At 66.1% G+C, this 22234-nt stretch carries 25 protein-coding genes; 16 read left to right on the top strand and 9 right to left on the bottom strand.

Annotation, left to right across the window (positions count from 1 at the left end):
• Window positions 1-84 precede the first annotated feature (84 nt).
• The gene (locus HAP47_RS23980; RefSeq protein WP_173642492.1) at window positions 85-249 is read left to right on the top strand and encodes a hypothetical protein; all 165 of its coding nucleotides are present in this window, start codon (window positions 85-87) and stop codon (window positions 247-249) included.
• 201 nt (window positions 250-450) lie between these two features.
• Here HAP47_RS23980 and HAP47_RS23975 read toward each other — a convergent pair whose 3' ends face one another.
• Window positions 451-1059, bottom strand: coding sequence for an FMN-dependent NADH-azoreductase (locus HAP47_RS23975; RefSeq protein WP_173642493.1), 609 nt, complete (start codon window positions 1057-1059; stop codon window positions 451-453).
• Window positions 1060-1158: 99 nt separating this feature from the next.
• Between HAP47_RS23975 and HAP47_RS23970 the strand changes: the two genes are divergently transcribed.
• Window positions 1159-1557, top strand: coding sequence for a winged helix-turn-helix transcriptional regulator (locus tag HAP47_RS23970; protein WP_173642494.1), 399 nt, complete (start codon window positions 1159-1161; stop codon window positions 1555-1557).
• A gap of 165 nt (window positions 1558-1722) precedes the next feature.
• On the opposite strand, the gene dprA is transcribed toward HAP47_RS23970, so the two are convergent.
• Window positions 1723-2838: a DNA-processing protein DprA gene (dprA, locus tag HAP47_RS23965; RefSeq protein WP_173642495.1), complete on the bottom strand. Its 1116-nt coding sequence runs from the start codon at window positions 2836-2838 to the stop codon at window positions 1723-1725.
• A 101-nt stretch (window positions 2839-2939) separates the two neighbouring features.
• Here dprA and HAP47_RS23960 point away from each other — a divergent pair, with 101 nt between their 5' ends.
• Window positions 2940-4178 (top strand): amidase, encoded by a 1239-nt coding sequence (locus HAP47_RS23960; protein ID WP_173642496.1) that lies wholly within the window; start codon window positions 2940-2942, stop codon window positions 4176-4178.
• Window positions 4179-4293: 115 nt separating this feature from the next.
• Here the strand turns inward: HAP47_RS23960 and plsY are convergent, their stop codons facing one another.
• The 3 genes from plsY to HAP47_RS23945 form a co-directional block, all read right to left on the bottom strand.
• Complete coding sequence (gene plsY, locus HAP47_RS23955) at window positions 4294-4890, bottom strand: glycerol-3-phosphate 1-O-acyltransferase PlsY (protein ID WP_173642497.1); 597 nt, start codon at window positions 4888-4890, stop codon at window positions 4294-4296.
• A gap of 227 nt (window positions 4891-5117) precedes the next feature.
• Window positions 5118-6419, bottom strand: coding sequence for a dihydroorotase (locus tag HAP47_RS23950; protein WP_173642498.1), 1302 nt, complete (start codon window positions 6417-6419; stop codon window positions 5118-5120).
• A gap of 4 nt (window positions 6420-6423) precedes the next feature.
• Window positions 6424-7377, bottom strand: a complete 954-nt coding sequence (locus HAP47_RS23945; RefSeq protein WP_173642499.1) for an aspartate carbamoyltransferase catalytic subunit — start codon at window positions 7375-7377, stop codon at window positions 6424-6426.
• 331 nt (window positions 7378-7708) lie between these two features.
• Here HAP47_RS23945 and HAP47_RS23940 point away from each other — a divergent pair, with 331 nt between their 5' ends.
• The 5 genes from HAP47_RS23940 to HAP47_RS23920 all read left to right on the top strand — a co-directional run bounded on the left by HAP47_RS23940 (window position 7709) and on the right by HAP47_RS23920 (window position 12717).
• A complete protein-coding gene (locus HAP47_RS23940) occupies window positions 7709-8380 on the top strand; it encodes a M15 family metallopeptidase (RefSeq protein WP_231168998.1) in 672 nt (223 codons plus the stop codon).
• 24 nt (window positions 8381-8404) lie between these two features.
• On the top strand, window positions 8405-10048 hold the full coding sequence (locus HAP47_RS23935; RefSeq protein ID WP_173642500.1) for an acyl-CoA dehydrogenase family protein: 1644 nt from the start codon (window positions 8405-8407) through the stop codon (window positions 10046-10048).
• 10 nt (window positions 10049-10058) lie between these two features.
• Window positions 10059-10829 carry a CPBP family intramembrane glutamic endopeptidase gene (locus tag HAP47_RS23930; RefSeq protein ID WP_173642501.1) on the top strand — a complete coding sequence of 257 codons (771 nt, stop codon included), beginning with the start codon at window positions 10059-10061 and terminating at the stop codon, window positions 10827-10829.
• Window positions 10830-10905: 76 nt separating this feature from the next.
• Window positions 10906-11277: an Imm1 family immunity protein gene (locus tag HAP47_RS23925; RefSeq protein WP_173642502.1), complete on the top strand. Its 372-nt coding sequence runs from the start codon at window positions 10906-10908 to the stop codon at window positions 11275-11277.
• A 228-nt stretch (window positions 11278-11505) separates the two neighbouring features.
• Complete coding sequence (locus HAP47_RS23920) at window positions 11506-12717, top strand: ABC transporter substrate-binding protein (protein WP_173642503.1); 1212 nt, start codon at window positions 11506-11508, stop codon at window positions 12715-12717.
• Window positions 12718-12763: 46 nt separating this feature from the next.
• Here HAP47_RS23920 and HAP47_RS23915 read toward each other — a convergent pair whose 3' ends face one another.
• From HAP47_RS23915 to HAP47_RS23905, 3 genes are all read right to left on the bottom strand, one after another.
• On the bottom strand, window positions 12764-13690 hold the full coding sequence (locus HAP47_RS23915) for an AEC family transporter (RefSeq protein ID WP_173642504.1): 927 nt from the start codon (window positions 13688-13690) through the stop codon (window positions 12764-12766).
• Between the two features lie 2 nt (window positions 13691-13692).
• Window positions 13693-14175, bottom strand: coding sequence for a Holliday junction resolvase RuvX (gene ruvX / locus HAP47_RS23910; RefSeq protein WP_173642505.1), 483 nt, complete (start codon window positions 14173-14175; stop codon window positions 13693-13695).
• 76 nt (window positions 14176-14251) lie between these two features.
• Window positions 14252-15142, bottom strand: coding sequence for a LysR family transcriptional regulator (locus HAP47_RS23905; RefSeq protein ID WP_173642506.1), 891 nt, complete (start codon window positions 15140-15142; stop codon window positions 14252-14254).
• Window positions 15143-15247: 105 nt separating this feature from the next.
• Here HAP47_RS23905 and HAP47_RS23900 point away from each other — a divergent pair, with 105 nt between their 5' ends.
• The 3 genes from HAP47_RS23900 (at window position 15248) to HAP47_RS23890 (ending at window position 17731) form a co-directional block, all read left to right on the top strand.
• Complete coding sequence (locus tag HAP47_RS23900; protein WP_173642507.1) at window positions 15248-16228, top strand: NAD(P)H-dependent flavin oxidoreductase; 981 nt, start codon at window positions 15248-15250, stop codon at window positions 16226-16228.
• 18 nt (window positions 16229-16246) lie between these two features.
• The gene (locus HAP47_RS23895) at window positions 16247-17323 is read left to right on the top strand and encodes an NAD(P)H-dependent flavin oxidoreductase (protein WP_173642508.1); all 1077 of its coding nucleotides are present in this window, start codon (window positions 16247-16249) and stop codon (window positions 17321-17323) included.
• 93 nt (window positions 17324-17416) lie between these two features.
• Window positions 17417-17731, top strand: a complete 315-nt coding sequence (locus HAP47_RS23890; RefSeq protein ID WP_173642509.1) for an NIPSNAP family protein — start codon at window positions 17417-17419, stop codon at window positions 17729-17731.
• Between the two features lie 68 nt (window positions 17732-17799).
• Here HAP47_RS23890 and HAP47_RS23885 read toward each other — a convergent pair whose 3' ends face one another.
• Window positions 17800-17976 (bottom strand): hypothetical protein, encoded by a 177-nt coding sequence (locus HAP47_RS23885; protein ID WP_173642510.1) that lies wholly within the window; start codon window positions 17974-17976, stop codon window positions 17800-17802.
• A 373-nt stretch (window positions 17977-18349) separates the two neighbouring features.
• On the opposite strand from HAP47_RS23885, the gene gatC reads away from it, so the two are divergent.
• The 5 genes from gatC (at window position 18350) to HAP47_RS23860 (ending at window position 22199) form a co-directional block, all read left to right on the top strand.
• Window positions 18350-18637, top strand: a complete 288-nt coding sequence (gatC, locus tag HAP47_RS23880; RefSeq protein ID WP_092114784.1) for an Asp-tRNA(Asn)/Glu-tRNA(Gln) amidotransferase subunit GatC — start codon at window positions 18350-18352, stop codon at window positions 18635-18637.
• A 23-nt stretch (window positions 18638-18660) separates the two neighbouring features.
• Window positions 18661-18903, top strand: coding sequence for a hypothetical protein (locus HAP47_RS23875; RefSeq protein WP_173642511.1), 243 nt, complete (start codon window positions 18661-18663; stop codon window positions 18901-18903).
• The gene (gene gatA / locus HAP47_RS23870; RefSeq protein ID WP_173642512.1) at window positions 18900-20375 is read left to right on the top strand and encodes an Asp-tRNA(Asn)/Glu-tRNA(Gln) amidotransferase subunit GatA; all 1476 of its coding nucleotides are present in this window, start codon (window positions 18900-18902) and stop codon (window positions 20373-20375) included. Before HAP47_RS23875 ends, gatA begins: the two co-directional genes overlap by 4 nt.
• A 3-nt stretch (window positions 20376-20378) precedes the next feature.
• Entirely contained in the window at window positions 20379-20660 is a 282-nt protein-coding gene (locus tag HAP47_RS23865; RefSeq protein WP_173642513.1) for a hypothetical protein, read from the top strand.
• A 177-nt stretch (window positions 20661-20837) separates the two neighbouring features.
• On the top strand, window positions 20838-22199 hold the full coding sequence (locus HAP47_RS23860; RefSeq protein ID WP_173643148.1) for a patatin-like phospholipase family protein: 1362 nt from the start codon (window positions 20838-20840) through the stop codon (window positions 22197-22199).
• Window positions 22200-22234: the final 35 nt, after the last annotated feature.

Raw genomic sequence — 22234 nt, 5'->3', positions numbered from 1 at the left:
TCGTGCTTGAACCTTTGACGTACTCGCCGGACTCTTGAATGGGCGGGAATTTTTTTCACCACGGAATCATTTTGGAGTTCCTTCATGCCGAAAGCAGCCCGCATCTCGACGCCGATCCCGGTTTCGTCTACCTCCAGAGATGAAACCTCAGACTCGGCACAATTTGTGACGGTCGCGCTGTTTTCCGGCATCGGTTTGTTGATCTCGCTCGTCGCCGTCATCTTCGGCATTCAGGGCGTCTGGCTCTGAGGTATCGCGCGGGCTAAGCCCGCTTGGCGTAAGCCTTGCCCCGTCCACAACTGTCATAACCCGCGCATGCGGGGTATCCAGTACGCCGCGGCCCATCGGTTCAATGACGACCTCTCTGGAATACTGGGTCACCCGCTGGAGCCTGTCGTCGGGCTCGCCGAAGGCGAGGCCCGATGACGGGTGACGACAGCGCTTGCGGAACTAGGCGGCGTTCAGACTGCCGGCGGCCTGCAGCGCACCCGCGACCGCCTTCTCGCGATGCTCGGGACCGACCTGGATGCCGTCGGCGGGGATCAACTCGAGATTCTTGACGCCGATGAAGCCGAACACCCCGCGCAGATAGGTCTCGAGATGCTCGAGCGCGGCCATTGGCGTGTCGGCGCCGTAATAGCCGCCGCGCGAGATCGCGATGATGACGCGCTTGTTGCCGGCCAATCCCTCGACGCCGGTGGCGCCGTATCTGAAGGTCTTGCCCGCGACCACGACGCGGTCGATCCAGGCCTTCAGCTGGGAGGGAATGGTGAAATTGTACATCGGCGCGCCGATCACGACGACGTCGGCGGCAAGGAACTCGTCGAGAACCGCCTGACCGGTCGCGATGTCGTCGCGCACCGACGGGTCCGGCGCCGCGCCCTGGCTGGCGGCGAGGTGCAGGCCGGAGAGGTGGGCGAGCGGGGTCTGGGTCAGATCGCGGTAGCTCACGACTAGGCCGGGATTGGCCTGGCGCAGCCGCTCGACGGCGGCGGCGGAAACCTGGCGGCTGACGGAGTGGGGGCCGAGGACCGAGGAGTCGATGTGCAGAAGTTTCATGGCAGGGGTCACCTTTGGTATAGGTTTGTAACTGGCGCTATATGAGTGACCGTCCTAGATGTCCGCAAGAACGCACATTTTTGAAACCCGAGCACAGCAATGAAACCCGAGCACATCCGTGTGCCTGCCCTTCCACCCCTGCCTGATCAGGATCACAGCGATTGCCGCGCGGTTGCCTCCGTGTTGGCGCGGGTCGGCGACAAGTGGAGCGTGTTCGTGATCATGATGCTGACCGATGGGCCAAAGCGCTTCAACGAGCTGAAGCGCATGATCAACGGCATCTCGCAACGGATGCTGACGTTGACGCTGCGCGGGCTGGAGCGCGATGGCCTCGTCACGCGCACGATGTTTCCAACCATTCCGCCGCGGGTCGATTACGAACTCACGGATCTTGGCCGTGGTCTGGCCGCGCCCGTGAAGGCGCTCGGCGAATGGGCGTTCGCGCATCTGCCGGAGATCGAGGGCGCGCGGACACGGTTTGACGGACGCAACGAGTAGGGAGTGTTATCCGTCACCCTGAGGAGCGAGCGGAGCGAGCCTCGAAGGGTCGACGGCCCGGCTCTCTCAACCCGGCGACATCGAGGCCGTGCATCCTTCGAGACGCCTGCTGCGCAGGTCCTCGGGATGACGGTGACGGATTGGCGTAAGCCAGAGCCGCCCACGCTAGATCATCGACACCAGGCCGCCGCCGTGACGCTCAAGCCTGCCGGCGAGTTCGAGCTCCAGCAGCACCGCGCGGACGACGGCGGGCGAGACATCGGCCATCCGGATCAGATCGTCGAGACTGATCGGGCTCGGTCCGAGCAGATTGATGATGCGGGCACGATCGGACGCATCGGTGGCAAAATCCAGCGGCTCGTCGTCTTCGCGCGCGGACAGCATGACGGGCCGCTCCATGATCGGCGTGACCGCGCTGATGACGTCGGCGGCTTCGGTGACCAGCGTGGCGCCTTGCTTGATCAAATCGTTGGCGCCGGCGGCGCGCGGATCGATCGGCGAGCCCGGCACCGCGAACACCTCGCGGCCCTGTTCGGCGGCCATCCGTGCAGTGATCAGCGAGCCCGAGCGGTGCGCGGCCTCCACCACCACAACGCCGAGCGATGCGCCCGAGATCAGCCGGTTGCGGCGGGGGAAGTCGCGCGCCCGCGGCACGTGGCCGAGCGGCATCTCCGAGATCGCCGCGCCGCGCGCGAGCAGGGCGGCCAGCAGATCCTCGTGCTCCGGCGGGTAGATGCGGTCATGGCCGCCGGCTAGCACGGCGACCGTGCCGCTTGCAACGGTGGCGCGATGCGCCGCCTGATCGATGCCGCGGGCGAGGCCGGAGATCACGACAAAGCCGGCGTCGCCGAGATCGCGCGCCAGCTGGCCCGCGAATTTCAGCCCTGCGCCGGAAGCATTGCGGGAGCCGACGATCGCGATCATCGGCCGCATCAGCGTGTCGCGCGCGCCGCGCACGCCAAGCAGCGGCGGCGCGTCGTCGATGGTGGCAAGCCGCGCCGGATAGTGGGCTTCCTCCGGTGCGACGAGATCGATGCCGAACTTGGCGCAGGCCGCGAACTCCGCGGCGGCATCGGCCTCGCTCGTGATGCGCCCGGGTCCCGAAGCACCGCCGCGGCGCGCGAGATCCGGCAGGCGCTCCAGCGCGTGCGCCGCATCGCCAAAATGGCGGAGCAGCGATGCAAAGGTGCGCGGGCCGACATTGTCGGAGCGGATCAACCGCAGGCGGTTGAGCCGTTCGGTGTCGGTGAGTTCAGTGGTGCTGGGTGACCGGTCATGCATGCGGGGTGCAGCTTCGCCCAACCTGGGATTGTGATCAACCGCGACATTGGCGGAGTAGGCATGACGCGCTACAAGCGGTCGCCAATTCGAGGAAGCCGCCGATGATCTCACTTGCCGACCTCCAAGCGCGTATCGAACAGGGCGCGCTGTCGCCCGAGGCCGCCATCAACCAATCGCTGCAGGCGATCGATGCGCAGGAGAAGAAGATCGGCGCCTTTGTCCGCCACGACGCGAAGGCGCGTGCGCAGGATGCCGGGCCGCTGCGCGGCATCGCGGTCGGCATCAAGGACATCATCGATACCGCCGGATTCCCGACCGAGATGGGGGCTGTGATCTATCGCGGCCATCAACCGCGCGCCGATGCGCCGGTCGTGATGGCGCTGAAGCAGGCCGGCGCGACCATCGTCGGCAAGACCACGACGACGGCGTTCGCGGCGAACGATCCGACCGCAACGCTCAATCCGCACAATCACGCGCACACGCCGGGCGGCTCGTCGTCGGGCTCGGCGGCCGCGGTCGCCGCCGGGATGATCCCGCTGGCGCTGGGCACGCAGACCGGCGGATCGGTGATCCGGCCGGCCTCGTTCTGCGGCGTCGCTGCGATCAAGCCGAGCTACCGGCTGCTGCCGACTGTCGGCGTGAAGTGCTTCTCCTGGACGCTCGATACCGTCGGGCTGTTCGGCGCCGGCGTGCGCGATGTCGCGTTGGGGCTGGCTGCGATGACCAGGCGTCCTGAGCTTGTCGTGCCGTCCGAGCTCGCAGCACCGCGCATCGGCGTCGTGACGCAGGCATTTGCCGGCGCGCCCGAACCATCCGGCGCGGAGGCATTGCAGAAGGCCGCGCGGGCGGCGGAACTGGCGGGCGCCACCGTGCGCGAACTCGCGATGCCCGAGATCATCGCGGAGGCGTGGCAGATTCATCCTGTGGTGCAGGAGTTCGAGGCGCATCAGTCGTTTGCCTGGGAGTATGGGCAGAACTACGATGCGATGCCGCCACTGCTGCGCGGCCGGCTCGACGAAAGCAAGGGCGGCACACCCGCCGAGTATGATGCGGCGATGGACGTCACGCTGCGCGCGCGGCAGGCGCTCGCCGCGATTTTTGGCGAGGTCGATGTGCTGCTGACGCTGTCGGCACCAGGTGCCGCGCCGAACGGCTTGGCCTCGACCGGCGATCCCCGTTACAACCGGCTCTGGACGTTGATGGGCGTGCCCTGCGTCAACGTGCCGACGCTGATTGCCGAGGGCGGATTGCCGGTCGGCGTGACCGTGATCGCGGGCTTTGGCAGCGATGCCATAGCGCTGGCGGCGGCGAGCTTCGTGGAAGGTGCGCTCAGGAAATAACCGCCGTCATTCCGGGGCTCGCGAAGCGAGAGCCCGCAATCCATCCCTCCGCAACACATGCGGCGTGACGGATTCCGGGTCCGCGCCAAGAGGCGCGTCCCGGAATGACGAAGGGTCACTTCTTCTCGCCGATCTTGCCTTCGGTGCCGGCCTGCAGCCGCTTGATGTTCTCGCGGTGCGTGTAGAACAGCAGCAGCGTCAGCACGGCGAACAGCGAGGCGAGCGCGTTGTGGCCGAACCACCACAGGAACAGCGGCGTCACGAACGCGGCGATCAACGCCGACAGTGAAGAGTAGCGCGTGGTATAGGCGGTGCCGAGCCAGATCACGGCGAAGATCAGCGCCGCCGGCCAGAACAGGCCGAGCAGCACGCCGATATAGGTGGCGACGCCCTTGCCGCCGCGAAATTTGAGCCAGACCGGGAACAGGTGGCCGAGGAACGCGCCCAGCGCCGCCAGCATCGCCGCGTTCGGGCCGTCGATGGTGCCTGCGATGATGACGGCGATGGTGCCCTTGAGCATGTCGCCGATCAGCGTCGCCGCGGCGAGGCCTTTGTGGCCGGTGCGCAGCACGTTGGTGGCGCCGATATTGCCCGAGCCGATGGTGCGCAGATCCTGCGTGCCGGCGAGCCTGGTGAGGATCATGCCGAACGGGATCGAGCCCAGGAGATAGCCGATCAGGAAGGCGGCGAGCAGCAGCGCGTCAGCAGACATCGCGGTGGTTCCCCGGACGGTCGGTTCGGTCCATCTTGGACAATCCAGTCAACGAAATTTTAACCATCAATCCGCACCATGGCCTTGGAAATGAGGGAGCTTATCATGGCTTCTGTTCGCAGGCGGCTGGAGCAGGTTTTCTTTGTGGTTTACGTCGCGGCCATCGTCGTTGGAACGACGATGGAAGCAATGTCGCAACTTGCGGCGCACTGAGTTCCACGCCAATTTCAGACGTGTTCGTACACCGTCCGTCCGCCGACGATGGTCCGCGTCACGCGGCCCGAGAAGCGGGCGTCGTCGAACGGCGTATTCTTGCACAGCGATTTGAGGTCGTCGCGGTCGAGCACCCAGGGGGTGTCGGCGTCGATCACGATCACGTCGGCGGGGGCGCCGGCGCGCAGCGTGCCGCCGGGCAGGCCGAGCAGTTCCGCCGGCCGCGTCGACATCGCCCGGATCAGCGTCCTGAATTCCATCTCGCCATTGTGGATCAGCCGCAGCGCCGCCGGCAGCATGGTCTGCAGGCCGACCGCGCCGCTCGCCGCTTCCGCGAACGGCAGCCGCTTGACCTCGACGTCCTGCGGATTGTGATCGCTCATCACGACGTCGATCAGCCCGGAGGCGAGGGCTGCGACCAGCGCCTTGCGGTCCTCCTCGGTGCGCAGCGGCGGCGCCAGCTTGAGGAAGGTGCGGTAGGGGCCGATGTCGTTCTCGTTCAGCGTCACATGGTTGATCGAGACCGAGGCCGAGACGTTGAGGCCGTTGTCGCGGGCACGCTTGAGGATCTCCAGCGACTCGATCGAGGTCAGCGAGGCCGCGTGATAGCGCCCGCCGGTCAGCGCCGCGAGCCGCATGTCGCGCTCGAGCATGATCGCCTCGGCGGCGGTGGGGATCCCGGCGAGCCCGAGCCGCGTGGCGAACTCGCCCTCGTTCATGACGCCTTCGCCCACCAGATGCGGGTCTTCGGTGTGATGCACGATCAGCGCGTCGAAATCGCGAGCATAGGTCAGCGCGCGCCGCATCACCTGGGCATTGGTGACGCTGCGGTCGCCATCGGTGAAGGCGACCGCGCCGGCGGCCTTCAACAGGCCGATCTCGGTCATCTCCTGGCCCTGCATGCCCTTGGTCAGTGCCGCCATCGGGTGGATGTTCACGATCGCGGTGTCGCGGGCGCGGCGCAGCACGAAGTCGACGGTCGCCGAATTGTCGATCACCGGCGAGGTGTCGGGCTGGCAGATGATGGTGGTGATTCCGCCGGCGGCCGCGGCCTGGCTGGCGGATGCAAAGGTTTCGCGGTGGCTGGCTCCGGGCTCGCCGACGAAGGCGCGCATGTCGATCAGGCCGGGGGCGACGATCTTGCCGGCGCAATTGACGATGTCGGTGCCTTCGGGGACGCCGGCGGCGCCGATACCGCGCTTGGCGTCACGGATCACGCCGTCGGCGATCAGGACGTCGCCCGGACCGTCGAAGTCGCGGGACGGATCGATGACGCGGGCGTTGGCGAGCAGGATGGGGCGGCGGTCAGTCAGCATGGCGTCACGCGTTCGGCAGGTTGCGGGCGAGCGCTTCGAGCACTGCCATGCGCACCGCCACACCCATTTCGACTTGTTCGCGGATCAGCGACTGCGCGCCGTCGGCGACGAAAGTGTCGATCTCGACACCGCGGTTCATCGGGCCGGGATGCATCACCAGCGCATCGGGCTTGGCGTAAGCGAGCTTCTTCTGGTCGAGGCCGAAATAGTGGAAATACTCCTGGCTCGACGGCACGAAGGAGCCGTTCATGCGCTCGCGCTGCAGCCGCAGCATCATCACGATATCGGCGCCGTTCAGCCCCTCGCGCATGTCGCGCGCAACCTCGACGCCCATCCGCTCGATGCCGCGCGGCAGCAATGTGGAGGGGCCCACCACGCGGACGCGGGCGCCCATGGTGTTGAGCAGGAAGATGTTGGAACGCGCCACGCGCGAATGCAGCACGTCGCCGCAGATCGCGATCGTCAGCCCCTCGAGCCGACCCTTGTTGCGGCGGATGGTCAGCGCGTCGAGCAGCGCCTGGGTCGGGTGCTCGTGGGCGCCGTCGCCGGCATTGATCACGGAACCGTCAACCTTGCGTGCCAAAAGCTCGACCGCGCCGGAGGCGTGGTGGCGCACCACCAGGATGTCGGGATGCATCGCGTTCAGCGTCACCGCGGTGTCCATCAAGGTCTCGCCCTTGCGGGTCGACATCGATGATACCGACATGTTCATAACGTCGGCGCCCAGGCGTTTTCCGGCGATCTCGAACGAGGACTGGGTCCGGGTCGAGGCCTCGAAGAACAGATTGATCTGGGTGCGGCCGCGCAGACTGGCGCGTTTCTTGTCGACCTGGCGGTTGAGCTCGACATACTCCTCGGAGAGGTCGAGCAGGCCCGTGATGTCGTCAGCGGAAAGGCCCTCGATGCCCAGCAGATGCCGGTGACCGAGGACAAAGGTCGATTTCAATGATGGGGTCATTAAAGCGAGAGCTATAGGCGCGGATGGCCGGTGGGGCAAGCGCGAAGAGGGCCGGGAGGAGTTTTCCCCGAGTAAGATGGGGCTGGGTTTCTCCGCCATCATGCCCGGGCCTATTGCAAGCTGTCCGCGCCTTGCTTTTGCTGGTTTTACCGGAACAAGACGTGGACGAGCGGCCTCGGCCGGAGCATAGGCGAGGTGGTGCCTTGGATGGCAATGCGGCCAGGACAGCGGAGCAAGGACTGTGAAAATTGCCGTGATCGCATTGCTGGCCATCGAGTTGATCTCGGGGTCGATCTCGTCTGCCTTCGCTCAGAGCCTGCCCGGCGACTTCATGTTCCTGCGCGACATCGATCCGACCATCATCCAGGACATCCGCTATGCGACCTCCAATAATTTCATGGGGCGGCCGATCGCGGGCTATGGCGCGGCTGAATGCGTGGTGAAGCGGGAGGTGGGGATGCGGCTCAAGGCCGTGCAGCAGGAACTGGCGCGGCAAAGTCTGTCGCTGAAAATGTTCGATTGCTACCGGCCGGCCCGCGCGGTCGCCGACATGGTGGCGTGGTCGAGGAACGGCAAGGAGACCGCCGCCGAGCGGCGCTACAACCCGGCCTTCTCGAAGGCGGATCTGTTCCGTCTCGGCTACATCGCCACCCATTCCGGTCATTCGACCGGCGCCGCGGTCGATCTCACGCTGGTCGATCTTCGCACCGACAATTCGCGCAAGTTCGATCCGGCCAAGGATTATGCCGACTGCACCGCGCCGGCCGCAGCGCGGGCTCCGGAGGGCAGCGTCGACATGGGGACCGGTTACGACTGCTCCGATGCCAAGGGCCACACCGCCTCAGGGGCCATCACGCAGTCGCAGAAGCGCTGGCGGACGAGGCTGGTCGCGGCGATGGCCGGGCAGGGATTTGTGAACTATTCGAAGGAGTGGTGGCACTTTTCGCTGCCGGGGGCGGGCGGACCAGCCTATGATTTCCCGATCGCGTCGCGCCGCAATTGATTCCTGACAGGTCGAGCCACGCCCATGACGCAGGCATCCTTTACCACCCACGAAGTGCTGAACCAGTCGCCGCCCTTTGAGGACGTCGACCTCTTCACAGCGGACGTTCCGCTGGTTGCCGCAGTGTCCGCCAATGGCGGGGCGACGGCCAGCGCAGAGCTGGCCGATTTCGGCAAGCATTGGGGATCGGCCGCCATGGCTGAGCGCGGCCGGCTCGCCAACGAGAACACGCCGAAACTGCGAACCTTCGATGCCAGGGGCAATCGCCGCGACGAGGTCGAGTTTCATCCGACCTATCACGAACTGATGGCGCACTCGGCCCATGCCGGCGTACACAACTCGACCTGGACCGCCGACGGAAAGCCGGCCGGCGGGGCCGCCGAGGTGGTGCGCGCGGCAAGGTTCTATATCGCGTCCCAGGTCGAGACCGGTCACCTCTGCCCGATCACGATGACGCGGGCCTCGGTCGCGGCGCTGGCCTCGCAGCCGGACATTCTGGCGAAGACGATGCCGGTCATTGTTACGCGCGCCTACGACCCCAGCTTTGCGCCATGGTGGACCAAGCGCGGCATGACGCTCGGCATGGGCATGACGGAAAAGCAGGGCGGCACCGATGTGCGCGCCAACATGACGCGCGCCGAGCGCGCCGGCGACGCCTGGCGCATCACCGGGCACAAATGGTTCATGTCGGCGCCGATGTGCGACGCGTTCCTGGTGCTGGCGCAGGCCGAGCAGGGCCTGAGCTGTTTCTTCATGCCGCGCTTTGCGCCCGACGGCACGGTCAATGCGATCCACTTCCAGCGGCTGAAGGACAAGCTCGGCAACCGCTCCAATGCCTCCTCGGAGGTGGAATTCCACGGTGCTCATGCCGAATTGATCGGCGAGGAGGGCAAGGGCATCCGCACCATCATCCAGATGGTGCAGCTGACGCGGCAGGATTGCGCGATCGCCTCCGCCGGCCTGATGCGCTCGGGGCTGGCGCATGCGCTCAATCACGCGCGGCATCGCAGCGTGTTCCAGAAGCATCTCGCCGACCAGCCGCTGATGCAGGCGGTGCTCTCGGACATGGCGCTGCATGTCGAGGCATCCATCGCGCTGGTGATGCGGCTCTGCCGCGCCTTCGATCGCGCGCCAACCGATAGGGGCGAGGCCGCCTATATGCGGCTGCTGACGCCGGCGATCAAATACTGGACCTGCAAGAGCGCGCCCGGCTTCCTCTACGAGGCGATGGAGTGCCTCGGCGGCAATGGCTATGTCGAGGAGGGTATTCTGGCGCGCCATTACCGGGAGTCGCCGGTCAACGCGATCTGGGAAGGCTCAGGCAACGTGATGTGCCTCGACGTGTTGCGCGCGCTCGGCCGCGAGGCCGATGCCGCGCTCGCCGTGCTGCGTACGCTCGCCGACGAGACCAGGGGCCTGCCGGGCGCTGCTGAGGCTATTGCGTCGATCGGACAATCGTTCCGCCGCCCGGACAGCGAGCGCATCGCACGGCTTGCAGTCGAGAAGCTGGCGCTCTTGGCCGCCACCGCGGCGCTCAACCAGGTCTCGCCGGGGAATGCCGAACTGTTCGCGGCGACACGGCTTGCCGAACGCCACGCCGGCATGTACGGCGCGGTGGACCTCTCCGATGCCGATCAGCGCGCGCTGCTGGCGCGGGCGCTGCCATGAAGGTTTGCTGATGGACGCACTCAATCCCGATACTCCGCCGTCGGCTCTCGAACCGACATCACGCCCGCCGCGGGTCTGGAAATTCTGGGGCACCGCGCTGTGGGGGCTTTTGATTTTCGCGGCGATGTTCCTCGGCCAGGTCGCGGTTATCGTCTACCGCATCATCGCGCAGGGCGGAGAACTGTCGGCGGCCGGCATCACCCATGTGGTCGCCGACGGTCTGACGATCTCGCTCTCGGTCCTTGCCGGCTTGCCGATGGTGCTGCTGGTGCTGTGGTTCGCGATCCGCCGGACCGGGATTCCGTTCGCCGATTACCTCGGGCTGCGCGGGACCTCGTGGAAGAACGTGATCATCGGCGTCGTCGCGCTCGGTGTGCTGGTCGGCGCCTGGGACATGGTGTCCCGCGCCGCCGGCCGCGAGGTGACGCCGGGCTTCATGGGCGACGTGCTGAAATCGGCGCAGGAGCAAAGCGCGCTGTGGCTTCTGGTGATCGCTTTCGCCGTGGCCGCGCCGCTGTGGGAGGAACTGTTCGCGCGCGGCTGGCTCTATCGCGGCTGGTCGGAATCCAGGCTCGGCCCCTATGGCGCCATCCTGCTGTCGTCGATCGTCTGGACCGTGATGCACCTGCAGTACGACTGGTTCTTCCTCTGTGAGGTGCTGTCGATCGGGTTCCTGTTCGGCTATTTGCGCTTCCGCACCGGCTCGACCTGGCTCACCATCCTGCTGCACGGGCTGAACAATTTCGCGGCGACGCTCCAGACCTGGTGGCTGGCGGGTTGATTGGCCGATGTGTCTGCAGACGTTGGGCTTGGATTCGGTACGACGTTGAGGCTAGCTGCTACGTGACAGACGTTTCATGAACGTAACCTTTAACGCGGCTGACACTGTAGTTGGCTCAGTCGAAGAGCTAGGTCCTGCGTTAGATCGGTTTCACGAGGAGCAGCAGTTCGAGTTGTGGTTGTCAGCGCCAAGCGGCCGAGCCATCGCGATGCTTCGCAATGGAGAGCATGCTTGGCTCATGTATCTACGCTTTAGCGGTGACGATGGCTTTGTCACCAAGAGCGAAGATAATAGGGGGCAGCTCGTCGCCTACCGGCTGGCAAACGGCCAGGTCGACGAGCATCCGCTCTCTTGGTGCGTCGATCTGGAGCAGTGCTACAAGGCAATCGCATACTTCTTCGTCAACGATGGCGCTCGTCCTGAATTCGTTTCTTGGCAAAAGGCCTGATGTACGCTCCACGCCCTAAGGCCCAACTGCGACCATCACGATCGGCATCGTGATGGTAATCGTCCTCAGCGGGATGATCCGGAACAAGCAGTGGTGCGTCGCTGCCCGTCGGACGGCTGACAGAAGGGATGCCGGCGCTCTCCTCGAGTGCTATGATCTAGATCAATGAATGAGCGCGGGCCGGCCCAAAACTAGGCAGCGGCGGCTGCCGTCGTGCGAGCTCTTCCCATGGCTACGTTGATCCGAACACTCTTGGCCAGCGTCGTCGCGCTGGCGTCGCTCGGTGCCATCACGCAGCAGGTGCGCGACCAGGGCGTTACGGACACCGAAATCCGCATCGGCAATCTGATGCCGTACAGCGGCGCGCTCGAGATTTTCGGCCAGATCGGCAAGGCGGAAGCCGCCTATTTCGAGATGATCAACGAACGCGGCGGCATCGGTGGCCGCAAGATCCGTTTCATGTCCTATGACGATCTGTCGGATGTTTCCAACGCCATGGACCTCACGCGCATTCTCGTCGAGACCGACAATGTGCTCTTGATGTTCGGTTCGTTCGGCGCGCCGGAGAATCTCGCCGTGCGGAAGTATCTCAACGAACGGCAGGTCCCCCAGCTTTTTGTTGCCTCCGGCGATCAGGACTTCAGCGAGCCGTCGGTCTATCCGTGGACCATGGGCTGGCAGCCCTCGTATCGCGAGGAGGGGCGCATCTACGCCAATTACATCCAGGCTTTCTATCCCGGAAAGAAGATCGTGGCGCTTTGGGAGAATGACCAGTTCGGCCGGGAATTGTTCAAGGGATTGGTGCAAGGGCTGGGTGACGTCGCCCACAACATCAGGGTCGACATCGCCTATGATGTCGACGATCAGCATCTGGACGGCCACATATCGATCCTGAAGCAATCGGGGGCGGAAGTCTTTGTGTTTGCCGGGGTGCCGGAAAATGCCTCGAAGGTGATCCGGGCTGCGGCCGAGCACGGCTGGCGGCCGGTGTTCATCGTGAACCAGATGGCGTCATCGATCGAGACGGTGCTCAAGCCGGCCGGCACCGAGAATGCGACCGGCGTCATCACCGCCGCCTTCCTGAAGGATGCGAGCGATCCGGCCTGGAGGGAAGATCAGGGCGCCTGGCGCAGCTTCCTCGACAAGTTTACGAAAGCCGGCGGCAAGGACGACGCTGCCGCAGTCTACGGCTATGCCGCCGCCGAAACGATGGTCCACGTGCTCAGGCAATGCGGCAACGATCTGTCGCGTGAAAACGTCATGAAGCAGGCTGCGGCGCTCAGGGATTATCAGGCATCCGCCTTACTGCCGGGCATCAAGATCAACACCGCGCAGTTCCGACCGGTGGAGCAGCTGCGGTTGCTGCAGTTTGATGGCCGCAGCTGGCAGCCGATCGGCGATGTGCTCGATACGGCGTTCACCGGATCGTCCGGAAAATAGAGGCGATCAGCGCAACGAGCCGGCCAGCGCAAGCGCATGCCGCACGCTACGGCCCAACGGCGGCAATCACGATCGGCATCGTGATCGCGGCCAAAATCGTCTGCAGCGTGATGATCTGGGCGAGCAGCGGCGCGTCGCCGCCCATCTGGCGCGCCAGCACATAGGCGGACGGCGAGGTCGGCACCGCGGCGCAGGCCGCGACGATGGCGAGATCGGCGCCGGTGACGCCGAACCACACCGCGAGCGCGACCGTGAGCACGGGCATCGCGACCAGCTTCAGGACCAGCGCGACGCTGGCGGCAAGACTAGGGCGGAAGATGCCTTCTAGGTGCAGTCCGGCGCCGGTGACGAGCAGGCCGATCGCCAGCGACGAGCCGCCGAGCGCGTCGGCGACGTCGTGCCAGATCTTCGGCAGCGGGACCTGCGCGACGTTGATGGCGAGCCCGATGACGCAGGCCCAGATCAGCGGGTTCTTCACGATGGTCATCGCGATGGCGCCCGCGGACCGCTTCCCGGATGAGGCATATTTCGCCAGCACGGCGACGCTGAAGACGTTGACCAGCGGAATGATCGCGACCATCGCGACCGAGGCCACCGCCAGTCCGACCTTGCCATAGAGATTGCCCGACACCGACAGCGCGACATAGGTCTGCCAGCGGGTGGCGCCCTGGAAGATCGAGGAGAAGGCAGGGCCGTCGACCCCGGCGCGGGCGAGCGGGCCGCGTAGCGCAAGGCACAGCAGGCACATCACGAGCGCGGCGAGCAGCAGCGCGCCGCCGACGCCGGCAACTGGCACCTTGGTCAGATCGGCCTTGACCAGCGTCTGGACCAAAAGCACCGGGAACAGCACGTAGTAAGTGAGCTGCTCCAGCCCGTGCCATTGGGTGTCGAGCCGCATCAGCGTGCGTCTCAGGATGAAACCGAGCACGATCAGCAAAAACACCGGCAACAGCGCCGCGATCACCACGGCCATCGTCAGCGGTCTCCGCGCAGCTTCGCCAGCCGGTCGAGCGCGCCCTGCAGGATGAAGATCGCAGCGTGCTCGTCGATCACCTCGGCGCGCCGGGCGCGGCTCACGTCCATGCCGATCAGCTCGCGCTCGACCGCGGCGGTCGAGAGCCGCTCGTCCCACAGCCCGATCGCAAGCGCAGTGAGGCCTGCGAGGTTGCGGGCAAAGGCCCGGGTCGACTGCGCGCGCGGTCCCTCGCTGCCGTCCATGTTGATCGGCAGGCCCAGCACGAAGCCAACGGCATTGCGCTCGGCCGCGATCGCGAACAGCCGCGCCGCGTCCGCCTTGAACTGCTTGCGATGGATGGTCTCGACGCCGGTCGCAAGCCGTCGGTCCGGATCGGAGACGGCAACGCCGATGGTCTTGGTGCCGAGGTCGAGGCCGACCAGCGCGCCGCGGTCAGGCCAGTGCGGCGCGGCTTCGATCAGGGGAAGGATGGGGGCGGGCATGGCGCTAGCGCTTAGCACGCACCCGCGCGCCGAGGCAAAGCCCGGCGCCGAGCGGCCGTCCATGCGAAAACGCGGATCAGGCGGCGATCACCCGGTCGTCTCCCTGAAGGCACGCGGCAAGTCCCCGCAATGCGCTGGACTGGTGCGCGGCGCGGCGCTGGATGAACAGCGTCTCGACATGCGCATGCTGCGGATTGAGCTTGTGGATCTTGATGTCGCTCTGGAGGTGGTCGCGCTCGACCACGGCGCGCGGCAGGAGCGTCACGCCCATGTCGGCGGCGACGCAGCCGACCATGCCGTCGAGCGTGCCGAGCTCGAAGCGCGCCGCCGACGGCCAGCCGAACTCGGTGAACACCTGTTCGAGGCGTTGCCGGTAGGTGCAGCCGGTGCGGAACACGAGCGCAGTGGGCCCCGACTCCGGCGTGCCGGCGCGCAAGGCGGCGAGCGATTTCCAGCGCTGCGCGGTGACGAGCACCAGCTCCTCGGTGAAGGCTGATGTCGCTGACAGTTCGGCGTGCTCGATCGGACCGGCGACAAAGGCGCCATCGAGCGAGCCGTCGAGCACGGCGCCGACGAGGTCGGCGGTCGGCGCGGTGCGCAAGGTCAGGCGCACCGCCGGATAGCGGCGATGAAACTCGGCAAGCAGCGTCGGCAGCCGCACCGCGGCGGTGGTCTCCATCGATCCGATCGACAGCGGCCCCTTCGGCTCGCCATCGTCGCGCGCGGCGAGCACGGCTTCGCGCGACAACGCCGCCATGCGCTGCGCATAGGGCAACAGGCGGCGGCCGGCGCCGGTCAGCGACATGCCGCGGCTGTGACGCTCGAACAGCGCGGTGCCGATCTCGGCCTCCAGCGCCTTGATGCGCTGGGTGACGTTGGACTGCACGGTGTTCAGCTCGTCGGCGGCCCGGGTGATGCCGCCGAGCCGGGCGACCGTGGAAAAGGTGAGCAGGTCGGTCAATTCCATCTGGGACCACCGTTTCATTTCAGAGATGGTAGCGTTCTCTAGTATTCATTTTCCAAGAATGTTAGGCTGCCTTAGTCTGGATGTCCATCATCCAGGGAGGGAGCCGTGCCGATCGAGACGCCGCTGTCTGCGCTCTTGGGTATTCGTCAGCCGATCCTTCTCGCGCCAATGGATTTTGTTTCCGGGGTACGGCTCGTCACGGCGGTCAGTGACGCCGGTGGTTTCGGCATTCTCGGCGGCGGCTACGGCGACCGAAGCTGGCTTGAACAGGAAACGGCGAAGCTTCGGCAATCGGCCGTGCCGTTCGGCATCGGCTTCATCACCTGGAGTCTGGCCAAGCAGCCGGAGCTGCTGGATATCGCGCTGGACGCACGGCCCCGTGCGATCATGCTGTCGTTCGGTGACCCGAGGCCGTTCAGTCCCCGGATCAAGCAGGCGGGCGCGCTCCTGATCTGCCAGGTGCAGGAGGAGGAGATGGCGTGGCAGGCGCTGGAGGCTGGTGCTGATATCCTGGTCGCGCAGGGGACGGAGGCGGGTGGTCACGGAGCATCGCGCACCACGCTTGATATCGTGCCGGCGATCGTGGATCTCGCCGCGGGGCGCGTGCCAGTGGTCGCCGCCGGCGGCATTGCGGACGGCCGGGGCCTCGCCGCGATGCTGATGCTCGGTGCCTCCGGCGTGCTGATGGGCACACGCTTCTATGCGAGCCAGGAGGCCGACATCGCCGAGGAGGCGAAACGCCGGGTCTGCGCAGCCCGGAGCGGCGAGACCGTGCGCAGCATTATCTTCGATCTCTCGCGCAACAATGTTTGGCCGGCACCGTTCAACGGACGCTGTCTCGTCAACGATCAGATGCGGCGTTGGATCGGGCGAGAAGTTGAAATGATGCAGAACCTGAAGCAGGTTGCCGCCGAATATGCGGAGGCTAGAATGCGCGGCGATTTCGACATCGCAGCCGTGATTGCAGGCAGCGCGGTCGGGTTGATCCACGATATTGCGCCCGCGGCCGAGATCGTCGGCCGCATCGTCGCCGAGGCCGAGCAGTCGCTGCAGGGCCGGCGCAACTCTCTTTCCTCTTTATCCTGAACAAGCGCGAGACAAACCATGTGGCCGGACCGTCGATTGATCGATCGTTTCAAGACCGAATTCCCGATCGTGCTGGCGCCGATGGCCGGCGTGATGGATGCGGAGCTCGTCATCGCGGTGGCGCAGGGCGGCGGGCTTGGCTCGCTGCCATGTGCGATGCTCTCGGCCGAGAAGGTGCGTGAGCAGGTCAACATCATCCGCCAGCGCGTGTCCGCGCCGGTCAACCTCAACTTCTTCTGCCACGAGGCAGTCGACGCCGATCCGGCGCGCGAGGCGCAATGGCGGCAGCGGCTCGGGCCCTACTATCGCGAACACGGCCTCGATCCGGATGCGCCGATCAACGCGGCGAACCGCGCGCCATTCGACGCGGCATTCTGCGCCGTGGTCGAGGAGCTGAAGCCCGAGGTCGTTAGCTTCCATTTCGGCCTGCCGGAGCCAAAACTGTTGCAGCGGGTGAAGGCCGCGGGCGCGATCGTGATGTCGTCGGCGACGACAGTGAAGGAGGCGATCTGGCTCGAGGAGAACGGTGCCGACGTCGTCATCGCGCAAGGCGCCGACGCCGGCGGCCATCGCGCCATGTTCCTGACCGATGATATCGCCGAGCAGCCCGGCACGTTCTCGCTGCTGCCGCAGGTGGTGGATGCGGTGAAGGTGCCGGTCGTCGCGGCCGGTGGCATCGCGGACGGACGCGGGATCGCCGCGGCCTTTGCGCTCGGCGCATCCGCTGTGCAGATCGGCACCGCGTTCCTGCGCTGCCCGGAATCCAAGGTCAGCGCGGCGGGCCGCGTGGCGCTGGCGCAGGCGAGCGATGAATCGACCGTGATCACCAATGTGATGACCGGCCGCCCGGCGCGGGGTGTCGCCAACCGCGTGATGCGCGAGGTCGGCCCGATCTCACCGGACGCGCCAGCGTTTCCGCACGCGGCGACCGCCCTCGGGCCGCTGAAGGTGGCTGCCGAAAAACAGGGCAAGGTCGATTTCACCAACCTCTGGGCCGGGCAGGCGGTGCGGATGGGCAAGGAAATGCCGGCCGCCGAGTTGACCCGCGCGCTGGCCGGCGCCGCACTGGCGCGGATGGGCAAGATGGCGGGTTGATTTCACCTCCGTCCCCGCAATTTCGGTGTATGCCCGGACTGCCGCCTCGGATATCGAGAGGCGGCAGTTCAATTGGCGCAGGAGCACCACGGCATGATCACCTGCTATCTGCGATACGAAGTTCGTGCGGACAAGCTCGCCGAATTCGAGGCCTATGGTGCGATGTGGCTGGAGCTGGTGCCGCGGTTTGGCGGCACTCATCACGGCTATTTCCTGCCGTCCGAGGGCGCCAGCGACGTCGCGTTGGCGATTTTCAGCTTTCCGAGCCTTGCGGCCTACGAACAGTACCGCAAAGACGCAGCGCTCGATCCCGACGTTCAGAAGGCCGTCGCCTTCGCGAGGGAGACGCGCTGCTTCGTCCGCTATGAACGGTCGTTCTTTCGGCCATTGCTTCCGAAGCCGGCTTAGCCGACCGCGGCAGGCCGGGTCGCTCCGACGCCGGCTGGCGCTGCACTGGCCCGGATGGGAACTCTGTCTCAGGCCTGACGCGCGGGCTCGCTCCGGCTGATCTCAAGATGCTCGGTCGCGAGCCTGCGATAATGCGCGGCCATTTCCTTGTAATGTTGCCGGGAGATCGGGTCCTCGGCGCTCTCGGCGCGGCGCTCGAACATCTCGGCCTTTTCCTGCAGAGCTTTTGCCTGGGACATGGCCATCGTTCGCCTCGCTCAGACCAGACAGGCGACGTAAAGGATCGCGATCCCCAGCACCGTGCCGATCGACCACAGGGCAGGATCCCAGCCCTCCGGCCGGGGGCGGCTTTCCAGCGTTTGCATGACGCACTCCGAAGTTTTCTATTTGGACGGAGTAGGCGCCCTGAATGTTTCGCCACCACTTCGTGGCAGCCGCAAAGTGGTTTCGTCGCAGGCTTTTGCGGCCTCAATGCGCGCTGGAATGTCTCGCTGGGGTGCCCGGCAGGGTGCCGAAGCCCCGGGGCTGAGGGATTCGCGCGGTTGCGGCGCAAAACCGGCCTCTGCTATACGGCGGGCTGACCTTTAGACTGACCTTTGGGATCTGGGGCCCTATATAATGTCTGTAGACGCCACGACCGTCCGCCGCATCGCGCATCTGGCGCGGATCGCGGTCAGCGACGCCGAAGTTCCCCATCTCCAGGGCGAGCTGAACGCGATGCTGGCCTTTGTCGAGCAGCTGTCGGAGGTGAATATCGACGGTGTCGAGCCGATGACCTCGGTGACGCCGATGGAGATGAAGAAGCGCGCCGACGTGGTCAATGACGGCGAGATCGCCGACGACATCGTCCGCAATGCGCCTGATACGACCAACCACTTCTTCCTGGTGCCGAAGGTGGTCGAGTAGTTCTCTGTTCTGGGACGGTCCCGATGTGTCTGCTCTGCGACGATGAGAAGGCCTACAAGGCTTATATGGACTTCCTCGATGCGATGGAGCGCAAGGGGAAGGTCGCCGACCCCAATGCGGCGATGGACGCGGTGCTCGACCATCTCGAGGCGCTCGATGCCGCACGCGCCAAGGAAAATGCCCAGAGAAATATGAGCCCCCGGCAGGACGATCCCGCCAACGACAAGACCCTGTCTCCGTTCTTCTGCAGCCCGATCAATAAATGACCGATTTGACATCGCTGACGATCGCCGAGGCCCGCGAGGGACTGGCGAGCAAGTCTTTCACCGCCCGCGAACTGACCGATGCGCATCTCGCCGCGATCGAAGGCGCGCGCGTGCTCAATGCCTATGTGCTCGAGACACCGGAACGCGCCCGCGAAATGGCCAGGGCGGCCGACGAGAAAATTGCCAAAGGCGAGGGCGGCCCGCTGGCCGGCATCCCGCTCGGCATCAAGGACCTGTTTGCGACCCGCGATATCCGAACCACGGCGTGCTCGAAGATCCTTGGCAATTTCATTCCGCCTTACGAGTCGACGGTGACCTCGCAGCTGTGGCGCGACGGCGCGGTGCTGCTCGGCAAGCTCAACAATGACGAGTTCGCGATGGGCTCGTCGAACGAGACCTCGTGCTTCGGCCCGGTCACCAACCCGTGGCGGCGCGAAGGGTCCAACACCGCGCTGGTGCCTGGCGGCTCGTCCGGCGGCTCGGCGTCGGCCGTGGCGGCACTGCTCTGCATGGGCGCGACCGCGACCGACACCGGCGGCTCGATCCGCCAGCCCGCCGCGTTCACCGCGACCGTCGGCATCAAGCCGACCTATGGCCGTTGCTCGCGCTGGGGCATCGTGGCGTTTGCATCCTCGCTCGACCAGGCCGGCCCGATCGCGCGCACGACGCGCGACGCCGCGATCCTGATGCGCTCGATGGCCGGTCACGATCCCAAGGACACCACGTCAGTCGACGTCGCCGTGCCGGATTACGAGGCCGCGATCGGCAAGTCCGTGAAGGGCATGAAGGTCGGCATTCCCAGGGAGTATCGGCTCGACGGCATGCCGGCCGAGATCGAGAAACTCTGGAGCGAGGGCGCGCAGTGGCTGAAGGCCGCGGGCGCCGAGCTCGTCGAGGTGTCGCTGCCGCACACCAAATACGCGCTGCCGGCCTATTACATCGTGGCGCCGGCGGAGGCCTCGTCGAACCTCGCCCGCTACGACGGCGTGCGCTACGGATTGCGCGAACCGGCGAAGAACATCATCGAGATGTACGAGAACACCCGCGCCGATGGGTTTGGCGACGAGGTGCGCCGCCGCGTGCTGATCGGTACCTACGTGCTCTCGGCCGGTTACTACGATGCCTATTATCTGCGTGCGCAGAAGGTGCGGACGCTGATCAAGAAGGATTTTGAGGACTGCTTCGCCAAGGGCGTGCATGCGATCCTGACGCCGGCGACGCCGTCGGCGGCTTTCGGCATCGGCGAGAAGGGCGGCGCCGATCCGGTCGAGATGTATCTCAACGACATCTTCACGGTGACCGTGAACATGGCCGGCCTGCCGGGCATCGCCGTGCCCGCGGGCAAGGACACGCAAGGCCTGCCGCTCGGCCTGCAGCTGATCGGCCGTCCGTTCGACGAGGAGACGCTGTTCTCGCTCGGCGAGGTGATCGAGCAGGCGGCCGGCCGGTTCGCGGCGCCAAGATGGTGGTGAGCGATGGCGGATTTCCGCGCCAGTCTCGCTGACGCTGTGCCTGATGCGGCGCTGTCGCCGCCGCTCGCCGCGCTGTGGTGGGCGAGGAAGGGCGATTGGGACCAGGCGCACCGCATCGTGCAAGACGAGAGCGACGCCAATTCGGCCTGGGTGCACGCCTATCTGCATCGCGTCGAAGGCGACCTCGGGAACGCCGGCTACTGGTATCGCCGGGCCGGCCAACCCGTCGCGAACGATACCGTAGAGGCCGAGTGGGAGCGGATCGTTTCCGCACTTTTGGTCTGAACAACCGGTGCCAGGTGCGGTGTCTTGTGCAGTGTCTTGGCCCCGCGAGCATTAACCCTGTTTCGGCCGCCATGCCGCCGCCCAGATTGGCCGTGATAGGCTGGTGGAACCGGGCGGGGGCCAGCGGCAAAGAGAGTATTCGTGTGTAGGTCGGGCATAGGGGGATGGCTGTCAGCGTTGCTGGTGGCTGCGGTGGCGGTGAGCCTTGCCGGCTGCGCAACCGTCTACAATCTTCCGGGCAATGTGCCGCTCGGCGCCGCGGCTGCCGACACCAACGGTGTCAGCGATATTCCAAGCTATGACGACGATCTGCTGCTTGCGCTGTCGTTCTCCGGCGGCGGCACTCGCGCGGCGGCGTTTTCGTTCGGCGTGCTCGAAGAGCTCGACCGGGTGCGTTCCAATGCCGCCGGCACCAAGACGCTGCTTGACCGCGTCGACTTCGTGTCCGGCGTCTCCGGCGGATCGGTCACCGCGGCTTATTTCGGATTGAAGCGGCGCACGGCGCTCGACGATTTCCGCGAACGCTTCCTGCTGCGCAATGCCGAGGAGGGACTGAAGACCAGGATCTCGCTCGGCAATATCGGGCGCGCGCTGGGCGGCGGCGTCAACGACAGCCAGTTCACCGACTGGCTCGATCAAAACCTGTTCGACGGCGCGCGGTTCGAGGCATTGCCGGACGACCGCCGGCCGCGGGTGTGGATCAACGCGTCAGACATCTACAACCGCACGCCGTTCGTGTTCGGCAAGACGTCGTTCGATGCGCTGTGCAGCGACATCCGCTCCTATCGTGTCGCCGAAGCGGTGGCGGCATCTGCTGCGGTGCCGTTGGCCTTCGCGCCGATTGTGCTGCAAACCTATCCCGGCGGCTGCGCCGCGCCGCTGCCGCCCTGGCTCGATCGGGTGCGCAACGATCCGAACGCGCAGCCGCTGCTGCGCTCCTATGCCGAGGCCCAGGCGCGTTACCGCGACGGCTCGATGCGCTACGTCAAGCTGCTCGATGGCGGCCTCGTCGACAATTACGGTCTGTCGGGGCTGAGCATCGGCCTGCTCGCCGCGCAACGCCCCTACGAGCCGCTGAGCGAACGGCAGGCGGCCAAGCTCAGGCGCATCCTGTTCCTGGTGGTCGATGCCGGCCGCGGCATCTCCGGCGATTTCGTACAGACGCTCGAAGGGCCGAGTGGCGTCGAGCTGGTGTCCGCGGCTGCCGACACCGCGATCGATGCCAGCGTGCGCTCGAGCTACGCCGCCTTCACGGCGCTCGCCAGCGACTGGTCCGGCAAACTGAAGCACTGGCGCTGCGGCCTGTCGGCGGCGGATCGCACCAGGCTCGGCGTCGGCGCCGGCTGGAAGTGCGGCGACGTTGCGATCTATGTCGAGCGGCTCGGCTTCGACCGGCTCGGACCGGAGCGTGCCGGCATCCTGAACGCCATCCCGACGCGGCTTTCGCTGCCGGCCGAGCAGGTCGACCAGCTGATCACGGGCGGCGCGGACGCGCTGCGCTCAAGCAAGGCCTATCAGCAGTTCCGGCGCGGGCTCTGATCTCTGCCCCAATGCGCCGCTACGGGCCGCAAGGG

Origin of the sequence: Bradyrhizobium sp. 41S5 (assembly GCF_011516665.3) — a bacterium.
Lineage (GTDB): Bacteria > Pseudomonadota > Alphaproteobacteria > Rhizobiales > Xanthobacteraceae > Bradyrhizobium > Bradyrhizobium quebecense.
This window is presented reverse-complemented; position numbering and strand designations above follow the sequence as displayed.

Coding starts and splice junctions, on each gene's coding strand:
- HAP47_RS23980 (WP_173642492.1), top strand. CDS start 85: ATGCCGAAAGCAGCCCGCATCTCGACGCCGATCCCGGTTTCGTCTACC.
- HAP47_RS23975 (WP_173642493.1), bottom strand. CDS start 1,059: ATGAAACTTCTGCACATCGACTCCTCGGTCCTCGGCCCCCACTCCGTC.
- HAP47_RS23970 (WP_173642494.1), top strand. CDS start 1,159: ATGAAACCCGAGCACATCCGTGTGCCTGCCCTTCCACCCCTGCCTGAT.
- dprA (WP_173642495.1), bottom strand. CDS start 2,838: ATGCATGACCGGTCACCCAGCACCACTGAACTCACCGACACCGAACGG.
- HAP47_RS23960 (WP_173642496.1), top strand. CDS start 2,940: ATGATCTCACTTGCCGACCTCCAAGCGCGTATCGAACAGGGCGCGCTG.
- plsY (WP_173642497.1), bottom strand. CDS start 4,890: ATGTCTGCTGACGCGCTGCTGCTCGCCGCCTTCCTGATCGGCTATCTC.
- HAP47_RS23950 (WP_173642498.1), bottom strand. CDS start 6,419: ATGCTGACTGACCGCCGCCCCATCCTGCTCGCCAACGCCCGCGTCATC.
- HAP47_RS23945 (WP_173642499.1), bottom strand. CDS start 7,377: ATGACCCCATCATTGAAATCGACCTTTGTCCTCGGTCACCGGCATCTG.
- HAP47_RS23940 (WP_231168998.1), top strand. CDS start 7,709: ATGTTCCTGCGCGACATCGATCCGACCATCATCCAGGACATCCGCTAT.
- HAP47_RS23935 (WP_173642500.1), top strand. CDS start 8,405: ATGACGCAGGCATCCTTTACCACCCACGAAGTGCTGAACCAGTCGCCG.
- HAP47_RS23930 (WP_173642501.1), top strand. CDS start 10,059: ATGGACGCACTCAATCCCGATACTCCGCCGTCGGCTCTCGAACCGACA.
- HAP47_RS23925 (WP_173642502.1), top strand. CDS start 10,906: ATGAACGTAACCTTTAACGCGGCTGACACTGTAGTTGGCTCAGTCGAA.
- HAP47_RS23920 (WP_173642503.1), top strand. CDS start 11,506: ATGGCTACGTTGATCCGAACACTCTTGGCCAGCGTCGTCGCGCTGGCG.
- HAP47_RS23915 (WP_173642504.1), bottom strand. CDS start 13,690: ATGGCCGTGGTGATCGCGGCGCTGTTGCCGGTGTTTTTGCTGATCGTG.
- ruvX (WP_173642505.1), bottom strand. CDS start 14,175: ATGCCCGCCCCCATCCTTCCCCTGATCGAAGCCGCGCCGCACTGGCCT.
- HAP47_RS23905 (WP_173642506.1), bottom strand. CDS start 15,142: ATGGAATTGACCGACCTGCTCACCTTTTCCACGGTCGCCCGGCTCGGC.
- HAP47_RS23895 (WP_173642508.1), top strand. CDS start 16,247: ATGTGGCCGGACCGTCGATTGATCGATCGTTTCAAGACCGAATTCCCG.
- HAP47_RS23890 (WP_173642509.1), top strand. CDS start 17,417: ATGATCACCTGCTATCTGCGATACGAAGTTCGTGCGGACAAGCTCGCC.
- HAP47_RS23885 (WP_173642510.1), bottom strand. CDS start 17,976: ATGGCCATGTCCCAGGCAAAAGCTCTGCAGGAAAAGGCCGAGATGTTC.
- gatC (WP_092114784.1), top strand. CDS start 18,350: ATGTCTGTAGACGCCACGACCGTCCGCCGCATCGCGCATCTGGCGCGG.
- HAP47_RS23875 (WP_173642511.1), top strand. CDS start 18,661: ATGTGTCTGCTCTGCGACGATGAGAAGGCCTACAAGGCTTATATGGAC.
- gatA (WP_173642512.1), top strand. CDS start 18,900: ATGACCGATTTGACATCGCTGACGATCGCCGAGGCCCGCGAGGGACTG.
- HAP47_RS23865 (WP_173642513.1), top strand. CDS start 20,379: ATGGCGGATTTCCGCGCCAGTCTCGCTGACGCTGTGCCTGATGCGGCG.